This is a genomic window from Candidatus Flexicrinis affinis (assembly GCA_016716525.1).
Classification (GTDB): domain Bacteria; phylum Chloroflexota; class Anaerolineae; order Aggregatilineales; family Phototrophicaceae; genus Flexicrinis; species Flexicrinis affinis.
Genome location: JADJWE010000004.1, coordinates 68686 through 86239, shown reverse-complemented (window position 1 = coordinate 86239; position 17554 = coordinate 68686). Strand labels below are relative to the sequence as shown.

Genomic DNA, 17554 nt, shown 5'->3' with positions numbered 1-17554 from the left:
CGCCATTCTTTCAACCAGAGAGTTCAATATGACCACGACCAGCCGCATTCCCCTCTACTACACGTTTGGCAATCACATGCATTGGGTGGACATGGAGTGGCTGTGGGGCTACCACGTCATGCCCAATTCCACGCGCGATATGCTGCACTTCTGCAACGAGACCGGCGCCAAAGGCAACGTCAACTTTGAGGGCATCGGCTACGAGAAGCTCGCGGTCGAGGCGCCGGACGCGCTGAACGACCTGCGCGACGCCATCCACCGCGGCCAGATCGAAGTCGTCGGCTCGTCGTACGGGCAGCCCTACGGGCTGTTTCACGGCGGCGAATCGAACGTGCGCCAGCGCATCTACGGCGTGCGCACCGCGATCAGGCTGCTCGGTGTGCGCCCGCGAACATTCTGGGAGGAAGAGTTCGACTTCTTCCCGCAGCTTCCGCAGCTTCTGAACGGCGTCGGCTTCCACTACGCCTCGCTGTTCTTCCAGTGGACGTGGCACACGCCCGAAGTGCCGCGCGAAAACCTGCCGGCGATCTGGTGGGAAGGCGTCGACGGCAGCATGCTGCTGGCCGCGCCGCGCAGTCCCCTCAACCTGCACCAGTGGCCCGAGGATTTCGCCGGCTTGCTCGACAGCTCGCTGCTGCGCGAGATGCCAACGCCGGGCATCGTCCAGTGGCTTGAGCTCATGCCGTCGCCCGACTGGATGTGCCGCTCCGAACTGCTGCTTCCGCAGCTCAAGGCGCTCATGGCCGACCCACGCTTCGACCTGCGCTTCGCGACCCTGTCGGAGTACCTCGAAGTGGCGCGCGAGCACGCTCAGACGCGGCGCTACACCATGGACGACGTGTTTCACGGCATGAGCCTCGGCAAGAACGGCGACGTGTTCCGCAGGCTCAGCCGCAGCGCCGAGGACACGCTGTTGTCTGCCGAGTCGCTTTCCGCGCTGATGGGGTTGTTTGGCCGTCCGTACCCGCATTGGGACGTGTATCCGACGTGGGAACTCGAAGAAGCGTGGCGCGAACTGCTGAGCGCCCAGCATCACGACAACGACGAGTGTGAAGGGTTGTGCGGCCACGTCGGCAAGTTCTCGTACGAACGCAGCCTGTCGCTTTCGCGCGAGGTGCTGAACCGCGCACTGGCGCTGCTGGCAAAGCGCGTCAACGCACCGGCGGGGCGCATCGTCGCCTACAACCCGCTTGGGTGGACGCGCACGGCCGCGGTCACGACGCCGGGCGGGGCCGTCGTGCTGGCCGAACTGCCTGCGTGCGGTTATGCCGTGGTGGACAGCGAGGCACAGGACGCAGCCCCCGTCGTCGCCGACCTCACGCCCGACACCGCCAGCTTGAGCCGGGGGCCGCTGCGCGTCACGGTGGACCGCAAGCGCGGCGTGATCACGCAGATCGTCAGCACCGACTTCCCGCAAGGCGTGCTTGCAGACGGCTTGACGTTGTGCGACCTTCAGATGACGCACGGCGGCGCGGTCGACACGTTCGACGGCGTCGAGGTGATAGTCTCCGGTGAACGCATCACGATCGTGCGCACAGGGCGCGGCGGCGCTGCCGTGACGATCGAGCTTTCGCTCGCGCCGGAGATCGACGCTGTCGATGTGCGCTACTCGGCCAACGGCTTGCCGAGGCCCGATCCGTGGCTGCGTGCCGGCCTTCAGACCCGCGTGGCGACAGGACAGACAGGGACCCGCCTCATTCACGATCAGCCGTATGCCGTGAGCGAAATCCGGGCCGAGGGCAAGTACCTGCGCAAGTACCCGACCGGCGAGTGGATGACATCGCCGCAGGTGTTCGAGGACATCATCAACCCGTTCACGTCCTACAGCCTGCTAGACATCGCCGACGACAACCGCGGCTTGTTGTATCTTCACGATGGCAGTCAGGCCATGCAGCGGGTCGACGGCGATGGTCTCGCGGTCACCAATATCCTGACCATGTACGACGCGTGGGACGAGGATTACTTCATCGACTCGCTGGACGCGCGCTTCCGTCTGGTGCCGCATGGCCGGCTCAATCACAGCGACCGGTGGAAGCTCGCGCAGGAGTTTCGCCGGCCCGCCCTGACCGCAGTTGCCGAAGGCGACAGCAGCGATCTTCCGCAGCGGTTCGCCCCGCTGGCGATCAATCGGGACGGCGTGGCAGTGACCGCGCTGTACCGCGAGACCGAGGAGAACGCGCGCGGTCTGGACGATTACGCGGGAACCAGCATGGGCTTCCCGTTCGTGATCCGCCTTGTCGAGCTCAACGGCAGCAGCGCGGACGTCGAACTCAGACTACCCGGGCGCGTCGGGTCGCTCTACAAGACAAACCTACTGGGCGAGACAGCCGAACAGATCGACGTATCGGCCGGCGATTCGCCATACAGCACGGCGCGCGTTTCGCTTCGCCCGCGCGAAATCGCGACGCTCTATGCCGACATCGAGATGGGACGGAAGATGCCGCGCAATCTGGACGAGTTCCGCTTCGTGTGGGCGACCGTGCATCGCGTGGAGGGCCACGAATGAGCGAGTCTGTACGGCTGGGCGTCGGCGTGATCGGCCTGCACGAGGGCCGGACGCTGCTGGTCGCGCTCAACCACGTCATCCCGCCAACCGTGGGGCTGGTAACAGGCGACGCAACCCGTGCGCCGCACGCCCGCGCGGTGGCCGGCTGCGACCTCAACGTCGACAAGATCGAAGCCGCCCGCCGCGACTGCCCCGACCTGTTCTACACGGCGGACTATGCCGAAATGTTGGCCCGGCCCGATGTCGACATCGTGGCGATCTACACGCCCGACCACGTCCACGCCGACCACATCGTGCAGGCGTTCGAGGCTGGCAAGCACGTGATCTGTACGAAACCGGTAGTCAACTCGGTCGAGGCGGCGCGGCGGGTACTGGAGGCCGGGCGGCGCACCGGTCGCAAGCTGTTGGTCGGGCAAAGCACGCGCTTCTTCGAGTCGTTCCAGCGTCAGCGCCGTGCGTTCAACGCCGGTGAACTCGGCACGCTCGAATGCCTTGACGCGCATTACATTCACCGCATGGATTGGTACTACGAGAAAAGCCCGTGGGTCGCGGACAGCACGGACTGGGTGTACCTCGGCCTGAGCCATCCGCTCGACCTCGCACGCTGGTACCTCGGCCGGATCGATGAGGTGAGCGCCTACGGCAGCCAATCGGCGCTAGCGCGCGAGTTCGGTGTGCGTTCGCACGACATCTATGTGGTGAACGTCAAGTCGGCCGATGGCCGTATCGGTCGCGTCATGGGGCATTACGGGCTGCGCGAACTCCCCTCGGTCCGCAATGCGATCGAGCTGGTGCTGTTCGGCGCCGAAGGCACAAGCCGCGCGCAGTATCACGATATGCAGTACGCCTATACACGGCCGGACGGCACCGAAGTCACCGAAGATATGCTTTACAGCAAGCGCGGGGTCTACTTCAATAACGAGGTCCACGGCATGCACTACGGCGAGTTTGCGAATTACACCGAGTACTTCGCGCAGGCGCTGCTGTCGGGTGACGACTATTCGCCCGGGCTTGAAGAAGGCCTCGAGACGTTCTGTGTGATGGAGGCGGTCAAACGGTCGGCTCGTACCGGCGCGCCGGTCAAGATCGCCCCGCTGCTGCACGAGATCGGCCTGTGAGCCGGCAGAGATATTGGACCAAAGGGCTTACGCCCTCTGGACTCCCTTATCTGCGGATTTGAGCCGCGTACGGCTCAAATCCGCGAGTAAGGCGGTGCAGGAGTGCCAACTCCTGCCGGGGTATGGGGCGGCGCCTCACCCGGAAACTGCCTAGATCACTTCGAGGCCGTTGATATCCGGTAGGGCCGGATAGGGAACGTGCGGTTCGGTCTGGTACCAGAACGCCGTGGAGGCAATGTCGTCCTGAAGCGGGAGATAGCGTCCGCCGCTGCGCCATCCGAGCGCCTGTATCGTCACCTTGAGGCGTTCGCGGAAGCGGATGGGGTCGGTGATGTGCCAGCGGTACATGCCGAACCGCTGCTGGCTCCGGTACAGCCCGTCCGGCGCGGTGACCTGCGGCATGCCCGAGTACGGCGACGAGAACACGCCGTACTGCCCCTTCGGAAACTCGAAGTTCCATGCCCCGCCGAAGTAGTCCTCGGTGCCGGTCCCGCAAATGGTCGGGAATTCGTCATCGTCGTCGATGAAGAACTTGATCTCGCCCTCGCCCCACCAGCCGCTGTTGTTGACGCCCCACGCGATATACGTCCCGACGTAATGCCCCTGCCCGCGGACGTCATCGAGCAACGTGTGGACAGTCTGGTACGGCAGCGGATTGCTGCGCGTCCACCGCGCATGCAGGTAGGCGGCGTCATCGGGAACGTCGGTCAGCGTGTAGGTGATCTGATAGAAGAAGCCCCGGATCTCCTCACCCGACAGGTTCTCGATGGTGATGCGCGCATGGGAACGAAACGGCATCTCCCAGTACGCGTTGAAGCCGCCGGCGGGATTGACGGCCACAGCCAGCGAGGTTACGTTGCAGCGTTCGCACCAGCCGTTGCAGAAGAAGTCGCCCAGCGGCACTTCGATCGACGGCGCATCTTCGTTGTCCCAGTAGAACCGGATGATCAGCTTACGCCACGCCTCGGGCGCGACGGTGATCCAGATGTGTTGGATCGCACCCGGCCCGGCGATGTCGGCAAGCACGGTGGTCTGGGCCGGTTGCAGATGAATGCTGGGCGACACCTTCCACCCTTGCCCGAGTTCACGGGAGTTGTGCGCTCCGGTGCCGTCCGTCGCCATGCCGCCCTTGCCCGGTTCGCCGGTGAAGTTCTCCGCACTTATGGATCGCGTAACCGCGTTCGACAAGCGAGACAAGTTCCCTAAGTGCATGCCCAGTCCGTTAAACATCGCCTATCGCTCCTGAGGGGTTCGTCGCACGACGAGTATATCCATCGCAGGAGCAGTCTGAACACCGCGGCAGCGTCAGACTCCGTTCCTGCGGCTATCGGTGCCCTGCGGAGATTGCGCAACCACCCCTAAGCCAATGGTCGGATGTCGAGAGACTGATTTGTTGTCACCTCGGGGGCTCGTGAGAAACTGTTGTCAGCATCTCAACACTCATCACCTATTGCCTAAACCAAGCGTAATGCAGAAATCCGTCCTCATCCGGTTGAGGTGAAACGAGTTGAAATCCCGTCTTGTGCACGAGTCGCACGCTCGCCCCGTTGTCAGGGTGAACAAAGGCGTGAAACTGCTCGACGTCAGCCAGTTCCGTCTGGCGTAGAAGGTGGTGCAGCAAATGCGTCGCATATCCTCGATTGCGGCGATCCGGCGCGACGGCACAAGCGATGCTCGCCTGACGGGAGTCGTCATTGTAGTGACCGACTTGAGCCTGCCCGATCGGTACGTTCCCGTCGTAGATCATCCACGCAAACGTCTGCGGATCAGTCGTGACGAACTCGAACCAGCGGAGATCCGGCGTGCTCAACCAATGGCGTGTTGCCTCATCCTCGAACCAGCTCTGAAACACTGGCAGATGTTCCGCCCCAAAGCGGACGAAGCGCAAAGCGTTCATGAGTTCCCCGAGTTCAATCAAACCCCTTTCATATTCACGGGGATATCCGGGTCGATGTCAACTCGCACGGCGAATCTATCCGACAGGTGTTAGACCGTGCGCTGCGTGGCTGGGTGATCTGGCGGCCAAACGGATCGCTGGCAGCGTGGATACCCGAAGGCTTCAGCAGGGCAACGTCGCGCGGCCGCCGGACGTCGGCCCGGTGGCCGTTGAGGTCTGTAGACACTAGACCGAAAACGGCACGAGCGCGAAGCGAAGCGTTTTGCGCTTGCTGCCGACGCGTCGTACACTGAGGATCTCGCAGGTGCGCGGTTTCGAAAAGGACGCAGGCATGGCGAAGATCGTGTTCGGTATGAATCAGTCTCTTGACGGCTACGTAGACCACACGGCGTTCGGGCCAAGCCCGAAGCTGTTTCGCCATTTCATCGAACAGGCGAAGGGACAGGCGGGCAGTCTGTACGGCCGCACCCTCTATGAGCTCATGTCATATTGGGACGAAGATCGCGCGGAATGGGATGCAGACGAACATGCCTTTGCGGCGGCGTGGCGGAGCCATCCGAAATGGGTCGTGTCGCGCTCGTTGAAGTCGGTTGGCCCCAACGCCACGATTGTCGGCGGTGATCTGGCGAGCGTGGTCCGCACGTTGAAGGCCGAGCACACCGGCGAGATCGAAGTCGCTGGGCCACAGTTGGCGCAGAGCCTCACCGAATTGGGCCTGATCGACGAGTATCGCATCTACCTGCACCCCGTCGTGCTTGGCAGCGGCACACCGTATTTCGCCGGCCCCCGCCCGCCGCTTCGCCTCCTGAGTTATGACCAGATGGACGACGATGTACTCCGGCTAGCCTACGTCCGTGCTTGATCTCATCCTTGGAGGTACGGGCGGTGTCGGTAGCGAAAACAGCGCGCCGTTTCGCCGCTTCGAGGAATTCCTTGCTCCAGGTGTAGTACTGATTGGAATGGATGCCTTCGCGGCGGCACAGATCCGTGATACTGCCCTCGCCGCGCAACCCGTCCAACACGATGCGGATCTTCTCGTCCGCGCTGAATTTGCGCCGGTTCTAACGGCGAATGGCACGGACCACTTGCTCGCACGGCACTCTTTTCTCGTTCTCAGCCATGAGGAATCTCCTTCAGTGACATGGCTCATCCGGTCTGAAAGTGTCTCTAGGTTTGGTTCCTCACGTTGTCCGGCAGGCGCTGGCGCGGGACAGTGCGATCGTGTCTGCCGCCACCTGCAACCATCAGTCGTGGGAGGCAGCCCTGAACTCGATACCAGCGCGAGTCGAGTATTGGCATGAGACGGATGTGGCTCGATTACTGATCTGGTTCGATACGCGGACAGCACTTACGTAGCCAAAAGGGTGATAGGAAACATCCCGGCACTGATTCTGGCCGGATCGTCCGGTTTCCACATCCAAGAGCGAATTCGGACTGCAAGTCACTGGCTGGGCAGGGATACAGTCCGCGCGTGCTGGCCGGCCGGATCGACCTGCTCACCTTCGATCTCGACGTCGATGCGTGGACTCGACTGATCGCAGGCGGACGGGAGCAGGGCGTGATCCAATTGCCGTGAATCGGCGTTTGGTGCTTGACTTTCAGGTTACCTGAGACTGTAAGCTGTCATCATCTTCGCGCGGAGATACACCATCATGATCAGAATCGGCGACTTTGCACGGCTAGGGCAGGTATCGGTCGTCACGCTGCGTCACTACGACGACATCGGCCTGCTGAAGCCGAGCAGCATCGATCGTGCTTCGGGCTACCGTTACTACTCGGTTGCACAACTGCCACGTCTCAATCGTATTCTGGCACTCAAGGATTTGGGCTTTTCACTCGAGCAGATCGGGCACGTGCTGAATGACCGCTTATCGCTCGATCAGCTGAAAGGAATGCTCATGCTGAAACATGCCGAGACAGAGCAGCTTGTGAATGAGGAGCAGGCACGGTTGGCGCGAATAGCCGCGCGTCTCAAACAGATCGAACTGGAGGAAAGCATGTCCCCTTACGATGTGGTTCTCAAGACCGTTCCGGCGATGACCGTGGTATCACGTCGGGTCACGATCCCGACCAATGATCAGGTTCCTGAATATCTCAATCCTGCTTTCATGGAAGTGGCGTCTTACATCAAAGACGCAAAATGCACCATCACGGGTCCGCACTTTGCGGTTTGGCATCAGGCGGCTGAGGTGATCACCGATGAAGTCGCAGAAGCCGCAGTCCCCGTCAACTGCGCATCAACCGGCACGGAGCGCATTCAGGTGTACAAACTGCCGGAAACACAGGTCGCATCGGCGGTACATCACGGGAACTTCGAAGACTTCACCCAACTTCACACGGCAATCCTGCAATGGATCGAGGCGAACCGCTATCAGATCGTTGGCGCGTACCGTGAGGTATACATCAAACACAATCCCGACGATTACAGCGACTCGACGACTGAGGTGCAGTATCCGGTGCAGCCGACGGGGTGAAGCGAAGCTGACGAACACGCTGTTGTTACGCTGAACCATCCCTTCGGTAACTGACCGCAAAGCATCTGTAGCTGCAAAGCGCAGATGCTTTTTGATTCCAGGAGACAACCCACATGGCACGTCCGGAAAGCAAGATGATTATGGGCTATCTGCCCGTGAGAAACCGCGCATTGAGAAAACGGTGAAGCGTGGGCGAAAGGCAACAAAAAACGCCGGAGAGTTGTTCTCCGGCGTTTCCCCCGAACAATGTTCGAGTCACGTCCACTCTGTCTCCACAGCCTGGAGTCAGTCCGAGCGCAACACGCGTCTGAGCCTTGCTCAATTCCTCGCCTCAATTGCCTACTATAAGCGTCAACAACCACTCTCCTGTCTGCCCTAACGAAAATCGGCTTTAGCGGTGAGCGGAGGAGATGCCCCTCCCCCGCCCGCCTTGAAGCTCGCTGCTCGCGTCAGCAAGGCTTCCGGATGCCACTCTACCACAGGTCCGATAAGCACTCGCCAGCCGCAGCGAAATCGACAGGATGTTGGGTTCGAGAGGTATGGCACATGACTCGCGTTTTCGTATTTACCAACCACAAGGGTGGCACGTCTAAGACGACATCATCCACCAATGCTGCGTATGGCATCGTCTCGATGCTACGACACACCGGCGCTGCCAACCCGCGCGTGCTGCTGATTGACACGGATAGTCAGGCGCACGCCACGCTCGTCACCACCGGTTCGAAGGATTACGGCGCGCACAACAGCCTGTACACCGTCCTGATGGCCGATCGGCAGAACGCGGCACAGACGCTTCTGCGGTCGATCGTGCCCTCGACGTGGGACGAGAATCTGCACGTCCTGCCGGCCTCGTCGATGCTGGAAGGCGCCGAGCGCGAACTGAACGGGCTGGCCGGCGCACCGTACCGCCTCGCCGATCCGCTCAACCAGGTCGCGCAGCACTACGCCGCCGTCGTGATCGACACACGGCCGTCGTTTTCGCTCATGACCGAGATGGCGTTGATCGCTGCCACCGACGCGATCGTGCCGGTCGAGCCGCGCTACCTCGAAACGGTCGGGCTGATGAGCGTAATCGGCAAGATCAACGAGATCCGCGATGGCTGGCGTCAACCGAACCTGCGCGTCAGCGGCATCCTCGTCACCAAGATGAACACGCGGGTGCGCGGACATCGGTATCTGCTTGACGAGCTCAAGGCGCACAATGTGCTCGGGCCGCTGCTGCTTGGCGTCGTGCCGGTCAACGAGGCGGTCTCGTACGCGCATCAGTGCCACCAGAGCATCTTCACCTACGATCCGAACGCTCCAGCCAGCAAAGCGTACATGAGTGTCATCGTCCGGCTCATGCAGATCATGGCAGGCGGTGCGGCATGAAACGACAGAACCATCGCATTGACGAACTCCTTGACAGCGTTACCGCCGACATGCTGGCGGGCGGACAACCGCAGTTCACCGATTCGGGCCTTCGCGTCGAGCGATTGCTGCTCGAGATGGTGCGACCGGATCCCATTCAGCCACGGCGGGTGCTGCCCGAGCATCTGCACTTCGACTTCCACGCCGGCCGGATGACGCCGACGCAAGCCCTGCGCGGACTGGTCCAGCTCGTACAAGTCTCGGCGCGGCAGCGCGGACGTCCGTTCAGCAACGTGCTCGAACTGCTGCCAAATCCCGATGACGACGCCCCTGACGCTCCTGACGTTCAGCTGTCGCCGGAAGAGCAGCTATTGCACGATCTGGTCAACCTCGCGGTCACGATCCGTGACGACGGACAGGTCAACCCGTTGACTGTGGTCGATGTGTCCCGCGGCGTCGTGCAGCAGTTCCGGATCGAGACTGGCGAACGACGTTACTGGGCGTCATGGCTGCTGCGCGACTTCATCCCGAACTACACCGGAGACGGCATGATCCCATGCATCGTGATCCCGACCGAGAGGTCATCGGTGTTCCGGCAAGCACGGGAGAACACGGCGCGCAGCGGGTTGTCGGCAGTGGCGATGGCCCGACAGGCTGCCCTCCTGCTGCTCACGGTGCACGGCTACGACATCCCGGACGGCGCCGTCACCAACGACTTCTACCGACAGGCGCTCGACCTCGATCTACGCGGCAAGCGCGAATACACCGAAGCGATCCTCAGCGCGATGGGCGGCATGAAGAAGACGTACTTCAGCGAACTCAAGGCATTGCTTCGACTATCGGATGAGGCGCTTGAACTTGCCGACCGTCACGGCATTGAGCAGTACAAGCTTCGGTATGTGCTTCCCCTTCCGGTGGAGTATCACGCAGAAGTGGTTCGGCAGATCGTCGACTTGGGCCTTTCAAGCAAACAAGTCAAGGAACTTTGTGAAGGAAGCGAGATGGAAGAAGACAACATCAGCATGGTCGACAGACCGCCGGCCGCAGCGATGAAAGTGGCCAGGATGACGCAGACAGTCGCGTCGCTGTCGCCTGCAGACATCGCGAAAGCATTGATCAGACAGGAAGGCGACGCAGACATCGCGTATGCACGTTTGCAGGCCTTACAGCGAGTGCTATCTGAGGTCTTGGCTCAGCTGGCGGCGAAGTAAAAAGGTTCGGGCACCCGAACCTTTTGGAGATGACGACGTGAAACGAGTACGCGATCCGCCCTGAACAAACAAAAGGCCCACATGCAGGAAGGCAGGTGGGCAGGGAAACACTGTGCTACAGATGTGACATCGACAATCACACTGTAGCACAGCCCCCGCCCTCCTGCAACTGACATCCGAATTCGCGCTGCGTTTTTCGACGCGGCCTCTATTCCACATTGCCTGCTGCTGGAGGGACCTCATGCTTCCCGATCCTGTACTGCCCCACGCCTGTACGCCACGTGCCCGCCCGATCGTGCCGAGCAGGACGAATCACGAAACGAAGCCTTGCCACAATCGATCTGAGAACGCCGCCCCGATAGGCAGTGCGTCATGAGTGCGACCGCTATTCCGTTCACGCGCATCCCCGATGCCGTCCTGCTCGATCCGCGGCTGACCGCCGTCCAGCTGCGCATCTATGCGGTCATCGCACGCCGCTTCGGCAGCGATACCGCATCCGCATTCCCAAGCTACGCCACAATTGCTCGCGACGCCAGCACCAGTCGCACCTCGGCGATCAGTGCCGTGAAGGCGCTCATCGATCTCGGCTATCTGTGCAAGCAGGCGCAGCCGAGCGGTCAGGGTGATCTGACCAGCAACCGCTACTCGATCTGCGGCGAGGGAAGTCAAATCTTTGCACCACGTGGTGCACATCCTGTACCACCCGTGGTGCGCGGTTTGGACCACGGTGGTACAAATCCCGCACTACCGGTGGTGCAAATTCTGAACCACGGTGGTGCAGATTTTGGACCCGAATCAGAATCAAAGAATCAGACTCAGAGTAATAAGACTCAAGAGATCCAGAACGCGCGCGAGCCCGCGCCTGCATCCGCCGCTGCCGATCCGGAGCTTCAATCGGTGCTGAATGACTATCAGGAAAACATCGGCGCGCTCACCGCGATGGCCATGCAGGTCATCACGGACTTGGTCAAAGACTGCGGTTCCGGATGGGTCCGCGACGCGATCCAGGAGGCGGTCATCTACGAGAAGCGCAGCCTCGCCTATGTGCGCCGGATCCTGCGGGCGTGGAAGCAGACCGGTCGCGCCGGCGAACGAAAGATCATGTCCCTGAAGATCGAACCGATTCCTGTCCCGCAATACGAGACTGTCGACACGGCAGCGGACCTCGTCTGGCCGCCGCCGAGTCTCGCCCGCGATGCTGGCGCAGCGCCGGTTAGGTCGGATCCGGCGGCGGTCGCGTGGCGGGCGATCTGCGATCGACTGCCACAGCTCGGGCGACTGAGCCGGATGGCGACGGCAGTCAGTCTCGAGGACGGCGTACTGACGATCGAGGTCGCGGATCCGCGCACGTATTCGGTGCTCACGAACACGCAGCGGCATCTCGTGGCCTTCGCGAGTCGCGAAGTTCTTGGCAGCGAGGGATCGGTCGCGGTGACGATGGTTGAGCGGGGGCTGGGGGCGGCAGGTTGTTAGGCGAATCGCGGGCGCACTACGGTACAGCGCATCGGCCTCCCTAGACTCCGCCTTTGACGGGGAGCAAAGATGGGCTCTTGCTCCCATTGTGTGCTCACGGGGAGTAGAGGATCCTCAAGCGCACGAGATCAGGTTTGGCAGGACCGTATAGCTTGCAATCAAGCATCGAGCTTTGTCCGTCCGATTGACTTATGCATCTCGAGAGAAGCTCCAACAGTGGCACTGCCCTTGCGCAGGGGGCTTGCTTACCTAGTGTGCAAGACGCCGTCTATGCTACCAGTCAGGGTGATGTCTCGCGTGGCCGATGCGGCATTCTGAGCAGGTCGTGCTGAGGTCGTCCTCAATGCCAACGTTGTCGGCGTTCGGCCGTCTCACCACAGCTGGACGACATCGCTCTGCGCGAACACCGGTCCGATGTGAATACCAAGCGACGGTTCGGCATACAGCGCCGGCGGAACGCTGATGTTCGCGACGTACAGCGTGCCGACAACGGAACGTGCCGAATCGGCCAGCAGCCCCGATTTCGGAAGCGCCAGCGTCAGCGTCGCATTGGCGTGGATGGTCGGGTCTTCTACTTCGCCGGTCGTCGCGTCTAGCCCTGACGGGACGTCGAGAGCGAGAATCGGACTACCTGCCGCGTTCGCCCAGCGGATCATGTCCGCCGCCCTGCCACGGGGCGCACCCGCAAGGCTGTAGCCGAGCACGCCATCCACAATGAGACTCGCAGGGACCGAAAGCTCGGGGGCATCCAACGTCAGAATCGGTACGCCAATGCGCTCGAGAATTAGAAGCTGGTGGGCAGGCACCGGGGCGAACTTATCCCGGTCGGCCGCGATCACCGCGACGACATCCGCGCCCGCGTTGGCGAGCCAGCGGCCGGCGACCAGCGCTCCACCGCCATTTCCCCCTTTTCCCACCAGCACGACAACGCGTTTGCCCAGCGGATTGCCACTCAGGAACCGTTCGCGTGCGACGCGCGCCAAGTTGCGCCCGGCGTGTTCCATCATCTGGATCAGATCAATGTGGTAGGCCTCGATCATGAGGCGGTCGACTTCGCGCATCTGCGCGGCGGTCACTGCCGGGATTGTTGTGCGTGCCAGTGGAATCATTGGGAATCAGCGTCCTGTTGAGCAAGCTCGCGCTGTTTAGACGGGCAGACTTCAGTGCCGTGCGAACAGAATACACAACAGTCGCCCGCTAATGGCCGGAGTACGCTGTCGCAATGCGGGCACTGAAACAGGAACTGGCACGTGTCTTCCGGCATGGTTTCGGTGGTGGATAGTCCGCACACCGACAGGTGATCGTAGAGGTGAGAATGATGTCTATGCCGTTTCAGCTCCCATTCTGAATGCATGTTGAGTATATCCAGCGCAATGTCGTTTGAATGTCGGCAATCCGACAGACATGCACGAATAAGCACGGTACAACCGGGGAGAAGTGAATTCGCCGCACAGAGGATTGCCGTGATTAGCCTTGAGTACTGGTTCATGCTGCCGGTGTCGATCGGTGTCGCAACAACGGCGATGGCGTCCGGCATCGAGGGTGCGACGTTCTTCACGCCGATTTTTCTCCTGCTGCTCGGCTTGCCGCCGGAGGTGGCAATCGGCACGGGCCTGATCACGGAGGTGTTCGGCTTCGCCAGCGGCCTTTATGCGTATTCGAAGAAGCGGTTGATCGATTTTCGGCTCGGCTTGACGCTGCTCTCGGCCACCATTCCTGCAGCCCTCGCCGGGACGGCACTCACAGCAGTCGTCGCCCCCGAGTATCTGCGGGCGGCGCTCGGTCTCGGGCTGGCGGCGCTGGCGTCTATTTCGTGCGGAGCGTTACCGTACACGATCAGCCCATCGAAGCGGAATACCTCCCAGTTGACGTGGACGGCGCGCGCGTCTTGACCACGAGCAGTGGAGAGCTTATCGCGTTTCAGCCGCCAGACAGACTAGAAGGACGGCTGTGGTCGGGTTTGGGAGCGCTGTTCATGGGAATGGTCGCCACCGGCCTCGGCGAGATGAACAGCTTCTTCCTCCTCAAACGCGCACGGATCCCGGCGCGTGTAGCCGTCGCGACAAGTGTATTCGTCGTCGCGGTGACCGCCATGGCGGCCTCGGGCGGGCACATCGTCCGTTTAGCGCAGAGTAGCCCTGAGGCGTTAGGGGCCGTGGGGAGTCTCGTGCTGTTCACAATTCCCGGCGTGGTGATTGGTGGCCAAATCGGACCCGCCATCGCCAGTCACATTCCGCAGCGAGCCCTCGAACGCGGCCTTGGTCTGCTGTTCGTGGGTATTGGTCTTGTCTTGTTAGTGCAAGTCGTGTGTGGAGGATAGCCATGCCAGACACATTGATCGTATTCGGACATTCCTCGTGCCCAATTGTCCCTGTCATCCGCGCCGTACTCGAAGCCTCCAAGGTGGAGTACGAGTACATCGACATCCGGTCGAATCCGGCCGCACGCGACCAAGTAAAGGTCATCAATGACGGCTGCGAGAGCGTGCCTACGCTGCTCTTTCCGGATGGTACCCACCTCACTGAACCCTCAACCATTGATCTTCGGGCCAAACTACGCGAATGGGGCCGAACCGTTGTTCAGCCGGATCGCCAACAGTTGCTCACGATGCTGCTGTATGGCTGGACGCTTTGGTCGCGGTCGCGCGACGCCGACAACGGTACCGGGTCTGTCCAAACCGATTCCCGACATTCGACTGTCGGAATTCCGACAGACGCTGCCGCCAAGGAAGCATAGACTGTCACGTAACGTCAAATGTGACTGAGGACTGAACGATGGAGATCAACGTAGTGGTCGCACTGTTTGGCGGTGTAATCGCGACGGTTGCGATGACAGCCCTGATGGCGGCAGCGCCCATGATGGGCCTGCCCAAGATGGATATGCCCGGACTGCTGGGCAGTATGTTCGGCGCCCCCGGAAGCCGGTTGATGGGGCTGGCGATGCACTTCATGATGGGCGCAGTATTCGGGGTTGTCTATGCGGTGCTGTTCAACCTCGTGGTCGGCGCGAACCCGCTGCCGCTTGGGGCTCTCTTCGGCACGGTGCATTGGATTGTCGCTGGAACGATGGTCGGCATGATGCCAGCCATGCACGCAGGCATCAAGTCTGGACGCGTTCAGGCCCCCGGCTTCTTCATGATGAACTTCGGCGGGGCCATGGGCTTCATGGGCGGGTTGCTCGGGCACGTGGTGTTCGGCATTGTGTTCGCCTTAGCCTATCAGGTTCTCGTTGGCTGAGCACAACTCACGTCGTTTGCAAAGTCCGCGGCGGCTCGGCCACACCGCCGCGGACTTTGCCTGTACTTTGAGAGGATGCAATGGACCCAGCTTGAGTCTGCGCGGGATCGATTTGTTCGAGGGTCTTGACGACATACAGCAGTCCGAGCTGATGTCCCTCATGCCGGTTGAGCGCTACCGCAAGAATGCCTACATCTTTGAGACCGGTGATGACGCGGACAGTTTGTACCTGGTGCAGGACGGTGTCGTGAAACTAGCCTACATCAACTTGAACGGTGAAGAGAAAGTCCTCGGCATTCTGCAGAAGGGCGACACGTTTGGAGACCTGTTTCTCGGTCGCTTCCGGTCGCGGATCGGATCGGCGCAGTCCCTCAGCGCGGTTACAGTGTGTCGCCTGCGAGAGACGGATTTTCTGGCGATCCTGCATCGGTTTCCACGTATCGCACTGAACTTCATCCGGCGGCAGGCCAACGAGCATCGGCAGACCGTCGCCCGGATGCAGGCGTTGATGGGCATGAGCGCGCGCGAGCGCCTGCTTGGCACGCTGCTCACGCTCGCGCGCCGGTACTGCTGCGAGTTTGAGGACTGGTTCACGCTCCACGAGACGCTCACGCAGGAGGATCTCGCCAACATGACGGGCCTCAACCGGACGACGGTCAGCGAGATCATCAACGACTTGCGACGTGAAGGCATACTCGGTGGATCCGGTCGAATCATCACCGTGAACCGGAAGGCAGTACTGTCCTCCCTCGAAGAGTCTGGGGTGGAAATCCTCGAGTAATCGGCTCGAATACCCACAGGGGGTGCTTGAGGCGACAATCGGTTCACGCTCAGTGGGCCGGCATAATAATCGAACTGCTGAAACGAACATACACACAAGGAGTAAGCGTTGTGAAGTTGTACGATGCCATCGTAATCGGGACCGGGCAGGCTGGCCCATCACTTGGGAACCAGCTTGTGAAGCAGGGCAAGTCCGTCGCCATCGCCGAGGGTTATCGGTTCGGCGGATCCTGCGTCAATTACGGTTGTCGCCCGACCAAGACCCTGATCGCCAGTGCCCGCGTGGCGCACTATGCGCGGCGCGGCGCCGATTTCGGCGTCGATGTCGGGCCGTTCACGGTGGATTGGTCCAAAGTCCGGGAACGTGTTGTAGGGATCATCGAAAGCACCAGCCACGGGACTGAGAGCTGGCTGCGCGGCATGGACGGGATGGATGTGTATCACGCGTATGCGCGCTTCGAGGGCAAGGCGGACAATCGCTACGTCGTGCGGGTCGGGGACGCCGTGATCGCGGCGCCGCAGGTGTTCATTAACACAGGAACCCGCGCTCGTATCCCCGCTGTCGATGGGATTGAGCGCGTCGAGTGGTTGGACAGCGAAAAGCTGCTGCGTCTGGATCGTTTGCCCGAACATCTCGTGATCCTCGGCGGGAGCTACATTGGTCTGGAGATGGCTCAGGCCTTCCGCCGCCTCGGCAGTCAAGTCACGATCATCGAAACGGCAGAATGTCTGATCAACCGCGAGGATGACGATATCAAAGCGGAGATTCATCGGGTGTTCACCCGTGAAGGGATTGTGGTGCACACGCAGAGCAAGCTGCAGCGCGTTGAACCGGCCGAAAACGGTCGGGTGCGCCTGTTTGTCCACGACGGCAACAAGGGCAAGGACGTCGCAATTATCGGGACCCATTGGTTGAACGCCGTCGGCCGCACGCCGAACTCGGATAACCTCAACCTTGAGTCCGTCGGCATTCGCACGGGCGCGGCCGGGTACATCGACGTGAATCCCTATCTCGAAACGACGGCCCCGGGCATATACGCGCTGGGCGACGTCAATGGGAAAGGCGCGTTCACCCACACCTCGTATCAGGACTACGAGATCGTACGAGACAATCTGTTCTACGGGCGCGATCGCAAGTGGACGGATCGGACGATGGCCTACGCCCTTTTCACCGATCCACCGCTTGGCCGGGTTGGCATGTCGGAAAAAGAAGCGCGCGAATCGGGCCGCAACGTCCTGATCGCCACCAAACCGATGAGTCATATCGGTCGCGCGATCGAGCAATCGGAGACCGACGGGCTGATCAAGCTGCTTGTCGACGCCGACAGCGGCGAGTTCCTTGGGGCTGCAGTGCTCGGTCTCCACGGCGACGAAGTCATTCAGGCGATCAGCTACTTCATGGCGACCGGCACGCACTACCGGGTCATGATGGAGGCGCTCCCCGTGCATCCGACCGTCGCCGAATTCCTGCCCACGATCCTCAGCGAGCTGCATCCGTTGCAATAGCCG

General features: G+C 61.3%; 16 protein-coding genes. 13 read left to right on the top strand and 3 right to left on the bottom strand.

The annotated features are described in order from the left end of the window. Positions 1 to 28: 28 nt before the first annotated feature. Both IPM16_12820 and IPM16_12815 read left to right on the top strand, forming a co-directional pair. Entirely contained in the window at positions 29 to 2506 is a 2478-nt protein-coding gene (locus IPM16_12820) for a hypothetical protein (protein MBK9123980.1), read from the top strand. After that, entirely contained in the window at positions 2503 to 3624 is a 1122-nt protein-coding gene (locus IPM16_12815) for a Gfo/Idh/MocA family oxidoreductase (protein ID MBK9123979.1), read from the top strand. The genes IPM16_12820 and IPM16_12815 overlap by 4 nt, the downstream gene beginning before the upstream one ends. Before the next feature lie 150 nt (positions 3625 to 3774). Here the strand turns inward: IPM16_12815 and IPM16_12810 are convergent, their stop codons facing one another. Beyond that, complete coding sequence (locus IPM16_12810; protein MBK9123978.1) at positions 3775 to 4854, bottom strand: DUF2961 domain-containing protein; 1080 nt, start codon at positions 4852 to 4854, stop codon at positions 3775 to 3777. 217 nt (positions 4855 to 5071) lie between these two features. Beyond that, on the bottom strand, positions 5072 to 5521 hold the full coding sequence (locus IPM16_12805) for a GNAT family N-acetyltransferase (GenBank protein ID MBK9123977.1): 450 nt from the start codon (positions 5519 to 5521) through the stop codon (positions 5072 to 5074). A 331-nt stretch (positions 5522 to 5852) separates the two neighbouring features. Here IPM16_12805 and IPM16_12800 point away from each other — a divergent pair, with 331 nt between their 5' ends. The 5 genes from IPM16_12800 to IPM16_12780 all read left to right on the top strand — a co-directional run bounded on the left by IPM16_12800 (position 5853) and on the right by IPM16_12780 (position 12029). Next, a complete protein-coding gene (locus IPM16_12800) occupies positions 5853 to 6383 on the top strand; it encodes a dihydrofolate reductase family protein (GenBank protein ID MBK9123976.1) in 531 nt (176 codons plus the stop codon). A gap of 790 nt (positions 6384 to 7173) precedes the next feature. Then, on the top strand, positions 7174 to 7995 hold the full coding sequence (locus tag IPM16_12795; protein ID MBK9123975.1) for a MerR family transcriptional regulator: 822 nt from the start codon (positions 7174 to 7176) through the stop codon (positions 7993 to 7995). Between the two features lie 546 nt (positions 7996 to 8541). After that, entirely contained in the window at positions 8542 to 9366 is an 825-nt protein-coding gene (locus tag IPM16_12790; GenBank protein MBK9123974.1) for a ParA family protein, read from the top strand. After that, positions 9363 to 10556 (top strand): ParB N-terminal domain-containing protein, encoded by a 1194-nt coding sequence (locus IPM16_12785; protein MBK9123973.1) that lies wholly within the window; start codon positions 9363 to 9365, stop codon positions 10554 to 10556. The genes IPM16_12790 and IPM16_12785 overlap by 4 nt, the downstream gene beginning before the upstream one ends. Before the next feature lie 372 nt (positions 10557 to 10928). Continuing rightward, entirely contained in the window at positions 10929 to 12029 is a 1101-nt protein-coding gene (locus tag IPM16_12780) for a DnaD domain protein (GenBank protein ID MBK9123972.1), read from the top strand. Positions 12030 to 12400: 371 nt separating this feature from the next. Here the strand turns inward: IPM16_12780 and IPM16_12775 are convergent, their stop codons facing one another. After that, positions 12401 to 13138, bottom strand: coding sequence for an NAD(P)H-hydrate epimerase (locus IPM16_12775; protein ID MBK9123971.1), 738 nt, complete (start codon positions 13136 to 13138; stop codon positions 12401 to 12403). Positions 13139 to 13492: 354 nt separating this feature from the next. On the opposite strand from IPM16_12775, the gene IPM16_12770 reads away from it, so the two are divergent. From IPM16_12770 to IPM16_12745, 6 genes are all read left to right on the top strand, one after another. Continuing rightward, the gene (locus IPM16_12770) at positions 13493 to 13921 is read left to right on the top strand and encodes a sulfite exporter TauE/SafE family protein (GenBank protein MBK9123970.1); all 429 of its coding nucleotides are present in this window, start codon (positions 13493 to 13495) and stop codon (positions 13919 to 13921) included. Next, the gene (locus IPM16_12765; GenBank protein MBK9123969.1) at positions 13918 to 14349 is read left to right on the top strand and encodes a sulfite exporter TauE/SafE family protein; all 432 of its coding nucleotides are present in this window, start codon (positions 13918 to 13920) and stop codon (positions 14347 to 14349) included. Before IPM16_12770 ends, IPM16_12765 begins: the two co-directional genes overlap by 4 nt. A gap of 2 nt (positions 14350 to 14351) precedes the next feature. Continuing rightward, on the top strand, positions 14352 to 14765 hold the full coding sequence (locus tag IPM16_12760) for a hypothetical protein (GenBank protein MBK9123968.1): 414 nt from the start codon (positions 14352 to 14354) through the stop codon (positions 14763 to 14765). A gap of 38 nt (positions 14766 to 14803) precedes the next feature. After that, the gene (locus IPM16_12755) at positions 14804 to 15265 is read left to right on the top strand and encodes a hypothetical protein (protein ID MBK9123967.1); all 462 of its coding nucleotides are present in this window, start codon (positions 14804 to 14806) and stop codon (positions 15263 to 15265) included. A gap of 91 nt (positions 15266 to 15356) precedes the next feature. After that, positions 15357 to 16046: a Crp/Fnr family transcriptional regulator gene (locus IPM16_12750; GenBank protein MBK9123966.1), complete on the top strand. Its 690-nt coding sequence runs from the start codon at positions 15357 to 15359 to the stop codon at positions 16044 to 16046. Between the two features lie 77 nt (positions 16047 to 16123). Continuing rightward, positions 16124 to 17551: a mercuric reductase gene (locus IPM16_12745; protein MBK9123965.1), complete on the top strand. Its 1428-nt coding sequence runs from the start codon at positions 16124 to 16126 to the stop codon at positions 17549 to 17551. The last annotated feature ends 3 nt before the right edge of the window (positions 17552 to 17554 follow it).